The organism is Flavobacterium sp. GNP001, from assembly GCF_054343775.1.
Map to the genome: position 1 here is coordinate 808,131 of NZ_JBTGUX010000001.1, position 13,765 is coordinate 821,895.

7 protein-coding genes, 4 tRNA genes and 3 rRNA genes are annotated in these 13,765 nt (G+C 40.2%); 11 read left to right on the plus strand and 3 right to left on the minus strand.

The window, feature by feature from the left end:
* Nucleotides 1-3 precede the first annotated feature (3 nt).
* Nucleotides 4-414, plus strand: a complete 411-nt coding sequence (locus ACXX8U_RS03365; RefSeq protein ID WP_458564611.1) for a hypothetical protein — start codon at nt 4-6, stop codon at nt 412-414.
* A 17-nt stretch (nt 415-431) separates the two neighbouring features.
* Here ACXX8U_RS03365 and ACXX8U_RS03370 read toward each other — a convergent pair whose 3' ends face one another.
* Entirely contained in the window at nt 432-872 is a 441-nt protein-coding gene (locus tag ACXX8U_RS03370; protein ID WP_306260994.1) for a DUF4268 domain-containing protein, read from the minus strand.
* A 96-nt stretch (nt 873-968) separates the two neighbouring features.
* Between ACXX8U_RS03370 and ACXX8U_RS03375 the strand changes: the two genes are divergently transcribed.
* The 10 genes from ACXX8U_RS03375 to pafA all read left to right on the plus strand — a co-directional run bounded on the left by ACXX8U_RS03375 (nt 969) and on the right by pafA (nt 10,719).
* On the plus strand, nt 969-1,610 hold the full coding sequence (locus ACXX8U_RS03375; RefSeq protein WP_458564612.1) for an NUDIX hydrolase: 642 nt from the start codon (nt 969-971) through the stop codon (nt 1,608-1,610).
* Between the two features lie 94 nt (nt 1,611-1,704).
* Nucleotides 1,705-2,514 carry a lysophospholipid acyltransferase family protein gene (locus ACXX8U_RS03380; protein WP_458564613.1) on the plus strand — a complete coding sequence of 270 codons (810 nt, stop codon included), beginning with the start codon at nt 1,705-1,707 and terminating at the stop codon, nt 2,512-2,514.
* A gap of 823 nt (nt 2,515-3,337) precedes the next feature.
* A 16S ribosomal RNA gene (locus ACXX8U_RS03385) occupies nt 3,338-4,851 on the plus strand.
* 132 nt (nt 4,852-4,983) lie between these two features.
* Nucleotides 4,984-5,057 (plus strand) — tRNA-Ile (locus ACXX8U_RS03390).
* Between the two features lie 88 nt (nt 5,058-5,145).
* Nucleotides 5,146-5,219, plus strand: a tRNA-Ala gene (locus ACXX8U_RS03395).
* Between the two features lie 190 nt (nt 5,220-5,409).
* A 23S ribosomal RNA gene (locus tag ACXX8U_RS03400) occupies nt 5,410-8,293 on the plus strand.
* Nucleotides 8,294-8,481: 188 nt separating this feature from the next.
* A 5S ribosomal RNA gene (rrf, locus tag ACXX8U_RS03405) occupies nt 8,482-8,591 on the plus strand.
* The 16S, 23S and 5S rRNA genes sit together here with 4 tRNA genes alongside, the layout of an rRNA operon.
* Before the next feature lie 58 nt (nt 8,592-8,649).
* Nucleotides 8,650-8,722, plus strand: a tRNA-Phe gene (locus ACXX8U_RS03410).
* Between the two features lie 12 nt (nt 8,723-8,734).
* A tRNA-Leu gene (locus ACXX8U_RS03415) sits at nt 8,735-8,820 on the plus strand.
* A gap of 285 nt (nt 8,821-9,105) precedes the next feature.
* On the plus strand, nt 9,106-10,719 hold the full coding sequence (pafA, locus tag ACXX8U_RS03420; protein ID WP_458564614.1) for an alkaline phosphatase PafA: 1,614 nt from the start codon (nt 9,106-9,108) through the stop codon (nt 10,717-10,719).
* Nucleotides 10,720-10,781: 62 nt separating this feature from the next.
* On the opposite strand, the gene lysA is transcribed toward pafA, so the two are convergent.
* Both lysA and ACXX8U_RS03430 read right to left on the minus strand, forming a co-directional pair.
* Entirely contained in the window at nt 10,782-12,002 is a 1,221-nt protein-coding gene (gene lysA / locus ACXX8U_RS03425; RefSeq protein ID WP_458564615.1) for a diaminopimelate decarboxylase, read from the minus strand.
* Nucleotides 12,003-12,308: 306 nt separating this feature from the next.
* The gene (locus tag ACXX8U_RS03430; protein ID WP_458564616.1) at nt 12,309-13,763 is read right to left on the minus strand and encodes a glutamate synthase subunit beta; all 1,455 of its coding nucleotides are present in this window, start codon (nt 13,761-13,763) and stop codon (nt 12,309-12,311) included.
* Between the last annotated feature and the right edge of the window lie 2 nt (nt 13,764-13,765).

Consider the following 13,765-nt stretch of genomic DNA (forward strand, 5'->3'; position numbering starts at 1 on the left):
ATGATGACTAAATTACAATTACTAGCTCTCGTGGGAATGTTTTGCGCAGGCATAACTACCGCTTCTGCGCAAACTTATAAATTTAAAACTTCTGGTTTTAGTGTACTCGAAAAAAACGATAAAGGGAAATGGGGAAAATGGACTGATTTAAATCTTACCAATTTGCTAGTAACTTTAGACACTAACAAAAGTCGCATTGTAGTTTACTCGCAAATTATTCAACTATTTGAAATAATAGAATACCATCCTGTTGAAGAAAATGAAACTGATCTGGTGTATGGCTTTACGTGTAAAAATAACGAAGGTGAAGATTGCACCTTATCCATAATTACCAGAAAAAAACAAGACAACCGTAAGCAATTGTATATTACCTACGATAACCGCGTCATTGTTTACAATATCTTTAATATGTAACGAAGCAATTAAAGCGATTACACAATTTCAATATCCTTTATAAATTCATCGTATTCCTGAAAAAATAGTTCAAGGGCGTTCATTTTTTCAAAGTAAAATGAAAAAATAGCGTCCCAATTATTCCTGTTGCTTACGCCAACGCCAGTCAATTCAACCCAAATTCTGCTGATGGTTTTGCCGCTCTCTAAAGTGTAGTCGCGTTCATAGACCAAATCTTTTACAAACTCATCCTCTAAAATTGATTTCAAGGCTTCCAGTTTTTCAAAGTAAGCAATACGTTTTTCGTTACTTCTGGGTTCAATGTCAATTAAAACTTGGGCTTTTTTATTGTCAACGTAAAATTTAAAAGAGAAATCTTTGATTTTAGTATCGTACAAAACCCATTTTCTTGGATATTTCTCGGCAAATGCTACCCAAAATTCGCGCTTCAATCTTTGTGTTTCCTCTTTACTATACATATCAATTGTTTTTTGTTCCCTTTTATTTCTTGTGCAGTTCTAATTTGTGAACTACATTTAGGCTTATTTTTCAATCTACAAAAATAGAATTTGATTATGGATTTTCAATATTTATTACAATTTGTTCCACAATTAGCTCAAGCTGAATTGCCTGCGTTTAATGCGCACATCAAAATGGCTCCTGTTGAGCGTATTCCATCATTAAGAGAATGGTCTTCGCAACAAATAAATCCAAAACAAGCGGCGGTCATGATGCTTTTGTATCCAAAAGACGGAATCACTCATTTGGTTTTGATCCTCAGAAATTCATACAATGGAGTTCATTCTTCTCAAATTGCTTTTCCAGGAGGTAAATTTGAATTAGATGATCTAGATTTCGCATTTACTGCATTGCGCGAAACAGAAGAGGAAATTGGAGTAATCATGGATTATATTGAAATCGTTAAACCGTTTACTAGTTTGTACATTCCGCCAAGTAATTTTTTGGTGCATCCTTTTTTAGGGATTAGCAAACAAGAGTTGGTATTTGCACCCCAAGCCAGTGAAGTAGCAGGCATAATAGAATTACCGCTACAAGTATTTTTAGACGATTCTATTGTCGTGACCACAAATCTCGATACTTCTTCGGTAAAAAACAGTACCGTTCCTGCTTTTAATGTTAAGGGGCACATGGTTTGGGGAGCAACGGCTATGATGCTCAGTGAGTTAAAAGAGGTTTTGATTAAATACATCAAATAAAAGCACTTTAAATTGTAGTTAAAGGCAGTTGAAAACAGCAACAAAATATATTTTTGTAAGTTTGCTTTTTAAATCATTTAAATAAATACACGTTATGGGATTGTTGAAAAGAAATCCTTTTGGTCATATACTCTTTCTCAAAAAATGGTTAATCCGTATTTTTGGCGCTGTCACGCACCGCCGTTACAGAGGCTTTAACGAATTACAAATAGAAGGTTCCGAGATTATTCGCAACCTGCCAGACCAAAATGTACTTTTTATTTCCAATCATCAAACCTATTTTGCTGATGTCGTGGCTATGTTTCATGTTTTTAACGCTAGTTTGAGTGGTCGCGAAGATAATATTGTAAATGTCGGGTATCTATGGCAGCCAAAAATGAACATATATTATGTAGCAGCAAAAGAAACCATGAGAGCAGGACTACTACCTCGTATTATGGCGTATGCAGGTGCAATATCGGTTGAGCGTACGTGGCGAGCAAAAGGAGTCGATGTTCAAGAGAAAAAAGATATCAATCCTGATGATACCGAAAATATCAAGATTGCTCTCAAAGACGGCTGGGTAATCACCTTTCCACAAGGTACTACCAAATCATTTAAGCCAGTTCGTAAAGGAACTGCGCACATCATAAAACAACACAGACCAATCGTTGTTCCTATAGTGATCGACGGTTTCCGCCGCTCTTTCGACAAAAAAGGGCTTCGCATGAAAAAGAAGGGCATACTACAATCTTTCATTATTAAGGAGCCGTTAGAAATAGATTACGATAACGATACTATCGAAGAGATTGTAGAGAAAGTAGAGTACGCCATCGAACAACATCCCTCATTCCTTAAAGTTATTCCCGCCGAGATCATTCAAGAGCAAGAAGAACTCAATAAAACCCGCCGTTGGGATTATTAAGTCAATAATTAAATTTTTGGCGTTACGCCATTCTTGCTCTTGCCTTTTGGTTTGGCAAGCGCAAGCAAGTCGTCGGGCTATCCGCTACAAGTCCTCGCCACTCCCTCAAGACGGTCGTTCCTGCGGGCTTTCCGCTGCTATCCCTAACGCGAGCTATTCTTATTAAAGACGAATTTTGCAAGAGCTACCTATTATATAGTAAAGCTTTATTGAAGACTATATATAGTGAGACGAATTATCAAATCACTGCCCAATTCCCTCATCAACCCCTCAAAACCACCCCAACTATCTTACCAACCAAAAAAACTTTATATTTAACCCCTTTGATTTTAAGACAATTAAAAAATAGTTTACAATTAAGTTTAAAAAAGGCTTGTAAAAGCGAATAAAGGTTGTAGTTTTGCACCCGCAATCAGCGCAACGTTCTACTAAAAACCTGAAACAAACGAAGAAACAATTTTTAAAAAAAGATTGCAAAAAGTTTGCCAGAGTTAAAATAGATGTTACCTTTGCACCCCGCAATAGAGCAGAGTTCTTATGACATATTGAGAGAAAAAGGAAAGAAAATCGAGAAAAACATTTTCGAAAAAAACTTTAAATTTTTCTTGCATAGTTAAAAAGAAATTTCTACTTTTGCACCCGCTTTGAGACACACGAAAAGCGCATTAAATAAAGAAGAATACGTTCCTAGACATATTGAATTGACAGCCGTTTTGAAAGAGATTTCAAAACAAAAGAATAAGAGTAATAGAATCGAGAGATTTGAAAAGAACCGATAGAGTTTATCGTCATACAACAGTCCGCCACGGCGGACAAACAATATACGATGAAGAGTTTGATCCTGGCTCAGGATGAACGCTAGCGGCAGGCTTAACACATGCAAGTCGAGGGGTATAGTTCTTCGGAACTAGAGACCGGCGCACGGGTGCGTAACGCGTATGCAATCTACCTTTTACAGGGGAATAGCCCAGAGAAATTTGGATTAATGCCCCATAGTATAGTTTTTTCGCATGAAGAGATTATTAAAGTTCCAACGGTAAAAGATGAGCATGCGTCCCATTAGCTAGATGGTAAGGTAACGGCTTACCATGGCGACGATGGGTAGGGGTCCTGAGAGGGAGATCCCCCACACTGGTACTGAGACACGGACCAGACTCCTACGGGAGGCAGCAGTGAGGAATATTGGTCAATGGACGCAAGTCTGAACCAGCCATGCCGCGTGCAGGATGACGGTCCTATGGATTGTAAACTGCTTTTGTACGAGAAGAAACACTCCTACGTGTAGGAGCTTGACGGTATCGTAAGAATAAGGATCGGCTAACTCCGTGCCAGCAGCCGCGGTAATACGGAGGATCCAAGCGTTATCCGGAATCATTGGGTTTAAAGGGTCCGTAGGCGGTTTAGTAAGTCAGTGGTGAAAGCCCATCGCTCAACGGTGGAACGGCCATTGATACTGCTAAACTTGAATTATTAGGAAGTAACTAGAATATGTAGTGTAGCGGTGAAATGCTTAGAGATTACATGGAATACCAATTGCGAAGGCAGGTTACTACTAATGGATTGACGCTGATGGACGAAAGCGTGGGTAGCGAACAGGATTAGATACCCTGGTAGTCCACGCCGTAAACGATGGATACTAGCTGTTGGGAGCAATCTCAGTGGCTAAGCGAAAGTGATAAGTATCCCACCTGGGGAGTACGTTCGCAAGAATGAAACTCAAAGGAATTGACGGGGGCCCGCACAAGCGGTGGAGCATGTGGTTTAATTCGATGATACGCGAGGAACCTTACCAAGGCTTAAATGTAGATTGACCGGTTTGGAAACAGACTTTTCGCAAGACAATTTACAAGGTGCTGCATGGTTGTCGTCAGCTCGTGCCGTGAGGTGTCAGGTTAAGTCCTATAACGAGCGCAACCCCTGTTGTTAGTTGCCAGCGAGTCATGTCGGGAACTCTAACAAGACTGCCAGTGCAAACTGTGAGGAAGGTGGGGATGACGTCAAATCATCACGGCCCTTACGCCTTGGGCTACACACGTGCTACAATGGCCGGTACAGAGAGCAGCCACTGGGTGACCAGGAGCGAATCTATAAAACCGGTCACAGTTCGGATCGGAGTCTGCAACTCGACTCCGTGAAGCTGGAATCGCTAGTAATCGGATATCAGCCATGATCCGGTGAATACGTTCCCGGGCCTTGTACACACCGCCCGTCAAGCCATGGAAGCTGGGGGTGCCTGAAGTCGGTGACCGCAAGGAGCTGCCTAGGGTAAAACTGGTAACTAGGGCTAAGTCGTAACAAGGTAGCCGTACCGGAAGGTGCGGCTGGAACACCTCCTTTCTAGAGCCTTAGTGTTAGTAGCAATACACGCTAGGGAAAAAGATAAATGATAGAGGGACTTACTAAATAAAGAAGTTCTATTACTCTTGCTGTTAATTTAAAGAAATTGAAAAGAAGAATGAAGTAAAACAGAGTCTCGTAGCTCAGCTGGTTAGAGTACTACACTGATAATGTAGGGGTCGGCAGTTCGAGTCTGCCCGGGACTACTATTTTAGCCATTCGGAAGGAAATTCTAGAGTTGAGAGGTTATGAATCGACATTCATAATTCATAATTCACAATTCATAAATAGATTGGGGGATTAGCTCAGCTGGCTAGAGCGCCTGCCTTGCACGCAGGAGGTCAACGGTTCGACTCCGTTATTCTCCACAAATTTAGTCGAAAGACTAAAGTCTGAAAGTCAAAAGTATGACTTTATGACCTTAGGCTTTACAACTTTTGACCTAAATAAAGTTCATTGACATATTGAGATAAGAAATAATAAAAAGTAGAAAGCAGTTTTTTCTAATTTATTAGAAAAAGCGAAAAAAAACGGTCGTAATTAATTTTACGATTGGTACAATAAGCAAAATAAGGGCGTATGGGGGATGCCTAGGCTCTCAGAGGCGATGAAAGGCGTGATAAGCTGCGAAAAGCTACGGGGATGGGCACACACCAATTGATCCGTAGATACCTGAATGGGGCAACCCACTATCTTGAAGAGATAGTACACCGATAGGTGGGCAAACCCGCTGAACTGAAACATCTAAGTAGGCGGAGGAGAAGAAAACAAAAGTGATTCCGTAAGTAGTGGCGAGCGAACGCGGATTAGCCCAAACCAATGTTGTTACGGCAATGTTGGGGTTGTAGGACCACGATATTTTATGTACAAGGAACCGGAATTGACTGGAAAGTCGAACCATAGAGGGTGATAGTCCCGTATGGGTAACGAGTATAATAAATAGTGGTATCCTGAGTAGGGCGGGGCACGTGAAACCCTGTCTGAATTTGGCGGGACCATCCGCTAAGGCTAAATACTCCTGAGAGACCGATAGTGAACCAGTACCGTGAGGGAAAGGTGAAAAGAACCGTGAATAACGGAGTGAAATAGATCCTGAAACCATACGCTTACAAGCGGTCGGAGCCCTTTAGTGGGGTGACGGCGTGCCTTTTGCATAATGAGCCTACGAGTTAACGTTGCTGGCAAGGATAAGTGGTTAAGCCACGGATCCGTAGCGAAAGCGAGTCTGAATAGGGCGCTTTAGTCAGTAGTGTTAGACGCGAAACCGTGTGATCTACCCATGGGCAGGATGAAGCGCTGGTAACACAGTGTGGAGGTCCGAACCGGTTGACGTTGAAAAGTCTTCGGATGACCTGTGGGTAGGGGTGAAAGGCCAATCAAACTCGGAAATAGCTCGTACTCCCCGAAATGCATTTAGGTGCAGCGCACGGCATAAAGTTATATAGAGGTAGAGCTACTGATTGGATGCGGGGGCTTCACCGCCTACCAATTCCTGACAAACTCCGAATGCTATATAATGTTTCCGTGCAGTGAGGGCTTGGGTGCTAAGGTCCAAGTCCGAGAGGGAAAGAACCCAGACCATCAGCTAAGGTCCCCAAATATACGCTAAGTTGAAAGAACGAGGTTTGTCTGCCCAGACAGCTAGGATGTTGGCTTGGAAGCAGCCATTCATTTAAAGAGTGCGTAACAGCTCACTAGTCGAGCGGACGAGCATGGATAATAATCGGGCATAAGCGTATTACCGAAGCTATGGATTTACAATTTATTGTAAGTGGTAGGGGAGCATTCTAACAGGGTAGAAGGTGTATCGTAAGGTATGCTGGACTGGTTAGAAAAGAAAATGTAGGCATAAGTAACGATAATGCGGGCGAGAAACCCGCACACCGAAAGACTAAGGTTTCCACAGCTATGCTAATCAGCTGTGGGTTAGTCGGGACCTAAGGCGAACCCGAAAGGGACAGTCGATGGACAACGGGTTAATATTCCCGTACTAGTTATTACTGTGATGGGGTGACGGAGTGATGAAAGCGCCGCGAACTGACGGAATAGTTCGTTGAAGTACCTACCTATAAGACCCGCAGGCAAATCCACGGGTTTTGGGGAAATACGATAGTACTCGGATACTTCGGTAGAAGAGATAGTGCGCCTAAGGGCTTCCAAGAAAAACCTCTAAACTTCAGGTAATAAGTACCCGTACCGCAAACCGACACAGGTAGTCGAGGAGAGAATCCTAAGGTGCTCGAGAGATTCATGGCTAAGGAATTAGGCAAAATAGACCCGTAACTTCGGGAGAAGGGTCGCCAGCAGCAATGCTGGCCGCAGTGAAGAGGTCCAGGCGACTGTTTATCAAAAACACAGGGCTCTGCAAAATCGTAAGATGAAGTATAGGGCCTGACACCTGCCCGGTGCTGGAAGGTTAAGTGGAGATGTTATCTTCGGAGAAGCATTGAAATGAAGCCCCAGTAAACGGCGGCCGTAACTATAACGGTCCTAAGGTAGCGAAATTCCTTGTCGGGTAAGTTCCGACCTGCACGAATGGTGTAACGATCTGGACACTGTCTCAGCCATGAGCTCGGTGAAATTGTAGTAGCGGTGAAGATGCCGCTTACCCGCAGTGGGACGAAAAGACCCTGTGCACCTTTACTATAGCTTAGTATTGACCTTGGATAAATGATGTGTAGGATAGGTTGGAGACTGTGAAGTGGCGTCGCTAGGCGTTGTGGAGTCATTGTTGAAATACAACCCTTTGTTTATCTGAGGCCTAACTCCGCATTGCGGAGGACATTGCTTGGTGGGTAGTTTGACTGGGGTGGTCGCCTCCAAAAGAGTAACGGAGGCTTCTAAAGGTTCCCTCAGTACGCTTGGTAACCGTGCGTAGAGTGCAATGGCATAAGGGAGCTTGACTGAGAGACATACAGGTCGATCAGGTACGAAAGTAGAGCATAGTGATCCGGTGGTTCCGCATGGAAGGGCCATCGCTCAAAGGATAAAAGGTACGCCGGGGATAACAGGCTGATCTCCCCCAAGAGCTCATATCGACGGGGGGGTTTGGCACCTCGATGTCGGCTCGTCACATCCTGGGGCTGGAGAAGGTCCCAAGGGTTGGGCTGTTCGCCCATTAAAGTGGCACGCGAGCTGGGTTCAGAACGTCGTGAGACAGTTCGGTCTCTATCTACTGTGGGCGCAAGAAATTTGAGTGGATCTGATTCTAGTACGAGAGGACCGAATTGGACAAACCTCTAGTGTATCTGTTGTCACGCCAGTGGCACCGCAGAGTAGCTACGTTTGGAAGGGATAAGCGCTGAAAGCATATAAGCGCGAAACCCACCACAAGATGAGATTTCTTTTAAGGGTCGTGGGAGATGACCACGTTGATAGGCTATAGATGTAAAGGCAGTAATGTCATAGTCGAGTAGTACTAATAACCCGTAAGCTTATGTACACCCTTTTCCTCCCGAGTAATCGGGAGGGAGAAACTTTCTAATACTTCAATGTATACTTTTTTATATTCTTTATCTCAGTATGTTAAGATATTTGTCCGCCGCGGCGGATGTTTAAAGTTTGAAGTTTAATGTTGCAGGTTGAAAAACTTGAAACTATAAAAACTTGAAACTCCTTAAACAATAATCTTAAGGTGATTATTGCGGCGGGGCTCACCTCTTCCCATCCCGAACAGAGTAGTTAAGCCCGCCAGCGCAGATGGTACTGCAGTTATGTGGGAGAGTATGTCGTTGCCTTTCTTTGAAAGCCCATTCTAATCGGATGGGCTTTTTTTTATCATTTACTTTTTACAAGTAAGGTACCTTAGCTCAGATGGTAGAGCAATGGACTGAAAATCCATGTGTCCCTGGTTCGATCCCTGGAGGTACCACAACCAAAGCTCGCTCGGATGGTGAAATTGGTAGACACGCTGGACTTAAAATCCAGTGAACAGCAATGTTCGTGCGGGTTCAAGTCCCGCTCTGAGTACTCTTGAAACTCCAACACATACGTGTTGGAGTTTTTTGTTTAGACAATTTGTGATTATATCTGTCTTTGAAACAATGATTTTTTAAAATTTATTAATCTATTTTTTATTACTTTTTTAAAAGATTTCTAATTTTTTTATGTTGTCTATCTTAGTCTATGAATTAAAGAGGCTATCTTTTCTATTATTTTGGAGTTAACAATTTATTAATTTAGTATCATGAAGTAGTTGTGAAGAGTAGGTTTGAACATTATGTTGTATTTTTGCCTAAAATATAAATATATAAAATGAAGAGAATTATTTTGTTTTTGACAGTTATTTTGTCTTTAAACTCACAAGCTCAGCAACGTCCTAAATTGGTAGTGGGTATCGTAGTAGATCAAATGAAAATGGAATACTTATATCGTTTTTCAGATGATTTTTCTGCTAATGGATTTAAAAGATTAATGAATAATGGATATACTTTTCATAATATGCATTATAATTATGTGCCAACTTATACTGCGCCAGGTCACGCCAGTATCTATACCGGTGCCACTCCATCAACGCATGGTATTGTTGGAAATGATTGGTTCAATAAAGCTACAGGAAAAGATATATATTGTACAGATGATGCATCTGTTAAAACAGTAGGTGATGGTACGGATAAAGAGGGTGCAATGTCTCCTAGAAATCTTTTAAGTACTACTATTACAGATGAGTTGCGGATGGCTACAAATTTTAAAGGTAAAGTTATTGGATTGAGTATTAAAGATCGTGGTGCTATTTTACCAGCAGGGCACTTTGCAAATTGGGCATTTTGGTATGGATCAACAGGTTCCTTTATTTCAAGTACTTTTTATGGTGCAAATTTGCCAAATTGGGTAAAGGAATTCAACCAAGAAAAAAGGTATATGAACTATATCAATAAAGGTTGGAATTTATTGAAGCCGCTAGCTAGCTACAATGAAAGTTTAGCTGATGATAATCCTTACGAGGGGAAATTAGATAAAGCTAATGGTCCTGTTTTTCCTTATGATTTAGCTAAGATCTATAAAGAAAAAGGAGCTGATGTGTTACGAACTACCCCTTTTGGGAATGATATTTTGGCAGATTTAGCTATGAAAGCTATTGAAAAAGAGGAGTTAGGAAAAGACGATATAACTGATTTTTTAACAGTTAGTTTTTCTTCAACAGATTATGTTGGTCATACTTTTGGGCCTCGTTCAATAGAGCTCCAAGATACCTATTTACGACTTGATCAAAATATAGATCAATTTTTAAATTACTTAGACAAGACAGTTGGAAAGGACAATTATTTAGTTTTTCTAACAGCTGATCATGCTGGAGCTGAAAACCCAAACTATTTAAAGGATAATAAATACAATGTAAAAAATGTTCCTACTAAAGGTTTTGTGGAATCCATAAAGAAATTTTCAAATGAAACTTTTGGCTCAGATCTAATCCTTGACTATTCTAATTTTAATGTATTTTTTAATATGGACTTGGTAAAACAAAAAGGTTTAGAATTGACAAAAGTTAAGGAGAGCTTTAAAAGCTTTTTGATGACACAAGAGCATATCAAAAGAGTGTATACTGAGGAAGAAATTTTAGCTTCATCTGGTGATGATTATTTTTTGAGTTCCATAGCTAAAGGTTATGATCCTAAACAGAATGGTGAGTTAGTGATTCTAGATAAGACTGGGTATATGGAATATCAGGCAACAGGAACAACGCATGGATCTCCAAATAGTTATGATACTCATGTACCGCTTCTTTTTTATGGATGGCATGTACCTAAAGGAGAATTACACGCTAAAAAATATATTACTCAAATTGCACCTACGTTGTCTCAAATGTTAAAAATTCCGTTTCCGAATGGCACTGAGTCAGAGGTTTTAGAATCTTTACTTGATAAATAAAAGGTTTTTGAATTGAAAAAATCCCATTTACATCTGATTGACTGTAAATGGGATTTTCTATTTTAAACCGCTGCTATTGCTTGTGGTAACGGAATTTGATTTTTTAATAAATCTTCAAATGTTTCGTGGGCTCTGATTAAATGCCCTTCGCCATTCATCCATAAAACTTCGGCAGGTTTGTATCTGGAGTTATAGTTTGATGCCATAGAGAAACAATAGGCTCCTGCATTTCTAAAAGAGAGTATATCACCTTCTTTGATTTCTGCAATTTTTCTGTTGTTTGCAAATGTGTCTGTTTCACAAATATATCCCACTACGGAATAAAAACGCTCTTTCCCTTTTGGATTTGAGATGTTTTCTATATGGTGCTGTGAACCGTAAAACATTGGACGAATTAAGTGATTGAAACCACTATCGATTCCAGCGAATACGGTTGAAGTAGTTTGTTTAACGACATTAACTTTTGCTAAGAAATATCCAGCTTCACTTACAAGGAATTTTCCAGGTTCGAAAATTAATGTTAATTCTTTGCCGTACTCATCACAGAAAGCGTTGAATCTTTTTGATAATTTTTTACCCAATTCTTCAATGTCTGTTTCGATATCGTCTTTTTTGTAAGGTACTTTAAATCCGCTTCCGAAATCTAAGAATTCTAAGTTTTTGAAATTTCTGGCTGCATCAAATAATATTTCAGCTGCATATAAAAATACTTCAATATCTAAAATATCGGAACCAGTGTGCATATGTATACCAACAATGTTCATTTTTGTATTTTCGACAATTCGAACCAAATGTGGTAATTGGTGAACTGAAATTCCAAATTTACTATCAATATGACCTACAGATATATTAGCGTTTCCACCTGCCATCACGTGAGGATTGATTCGGATGCAAACTGGTACATTTGGATATTTTGTTCCAAATTGTTCCAAAATTGATAAATTATCAATGTTTACTTGTACTCCCAAAGCGGCAACTTCTTCGATTTCTTCAAGAGAAACACCGTTTGGAGTATAAAATATTTTTTCAGGTTCGTAGCCTGCGTGCAAGCCTAATTGTACTTCTTGAATAGAAACAGTATCTAAACCTGAACCCATTTCTCGTAACAATTGCAGTATCGCCACGTTTGATAAGGCTTTCATTGCATAATTGATGCGCAACTGTTTTACCTTAGAAAAAGCTTTGGATAATCTGTTGTATTGAGATTGTATTTTTTCGGCATCATATACATATAATGGACTACCAAATTGTTCTGCTAATTGTACTAAGTCTTTTGATTGCATAATTATTAATTTTGAGCAAATTTATTACTCTTTATTTAGTCCCGCAAGGGGAGATATGAATTCTAACAAATTGTAACAAAAAGTTATATTTTAAACAAAATTAGTGTTTTAGATAAGAATTTTCATTTTGGGTGAGGGATGGCAGCGGATAGCCCACAGACGCTGTAGTTTTTACGAAAGCGGCGAGGACTTGAAGCGAACAGCCCGACGCGACCGAAACGATAGTGGAGGTAGGGGCACCTCCTAAAAAATCAAATGACTGCCGATAAACGAATTGACAGTCATTTTTTGATTTTTAAAAACTATTTATAGGCTAGGCAAATCGCCATTTCCTTTGGTTGGTAAATTGGTATAACCCATCAAGTATTTATCTACTTCTCTGGCGGCTTCGCGACCTTCAGAAATTGCCCAAACAATTAAGGATTGCCCTCTACGCATGTCGCCTGCAGTGAAAATATGCGGAATATTGGTTTGGTAATTGGTAGCTTGATAGTTGTTACGGCTGTCAATTTTGATACCTAGCTGCTCGCTTAATGTTTTCTCGGGACCTGTAAAACCGAGTGCTAACAAAGCTAAGTCACAAGGCCAGATTTTTTCTGAACCTTCTTTTTCAATTATTTCAGGTCGCTGACCAGGAGTCATTTTCCATGACACTTCAACGGTTTTTAATCCAACCAACTCTCCGGCTTCATTGGCTATAAATTCCTTTGTATTGATGAGCCAGTTTCTATCGCAACCTTCTTCATGAGAGCTAGACGTTTTTAATTGCAAGGGCCAAAAGGGCCATGGAGTGGATTCGCTTCGGCTTACCGGAGGTTTTGGTAAAATTTCAAAATTAGTGACTGATTTGGCACCATGGCGGTTTGACGTTCCTACACAATCTGAGCCGGTATCTCCACCGCCAATAACGATAACATTTTTATCAGTTGCTTTGATTTGATCAGGAATTGATTCACCGTATAATGCTTTGGTTTGCTGTGTTAAAAAGTCCATTGCCTGCACCACACCTTTGCTTTCAATTCCTTTGGTAGGTAAACTTCGACGCTCTGTAGCACCACCGCATAATACAACTGAATCGAAGTTATTGAGTTCTGAAATTTCATAATTTACTCCTACATTGACATTGGTTTTAAAAGTAATTCCCTCCGCTTCGAGTACTTTTATACGTCTGTCAATAATTCCTTTTTCAAGTTTGAAATTTGGAATTCCATAACGCAATAATCCACCAATGGCATTGTCTCTTTCAAAGACGGTAACAGTATGTCCAGCACGATTTAATTGTTGTGCTGCTGCAAGACCAGCAGGTCCAGAGCCAATTACGGCAACTGCTTTTCCGGTTCTAACCTCTGGAGGTTGTGGTTTGATCCAACCTTCGGCAAAGCCTCTTTCAATTATATTTTTTTCAATATTTTCGATAGCAACTGGCTCGCTAATTATTCCTAATACACATGATTTTTCGCAAGGAGCTGGGCAAAGTCTTCCTGTAAATTCAGGAAAATTATTGGTAGATTGTAATATTTTCAATGCACTTTCCCATTCCTCCTGATGCACCATATCGTTAAAATCAGGAATTAAATTTCCTAACGGACACGAGCTGTGACAAAAGGGAATGCCGCAATCCATACATCTGGAACCTTGTTCTTTGATTTTATCTTTGGTTAACGGAATTGTAAATTCATTATAATTTGTTACTCTTTCTGGAACTGCAACATTACTTTCGTCGGTTCTAGAATATTCTTTAAATCCTCCTATTTTTCCCATGA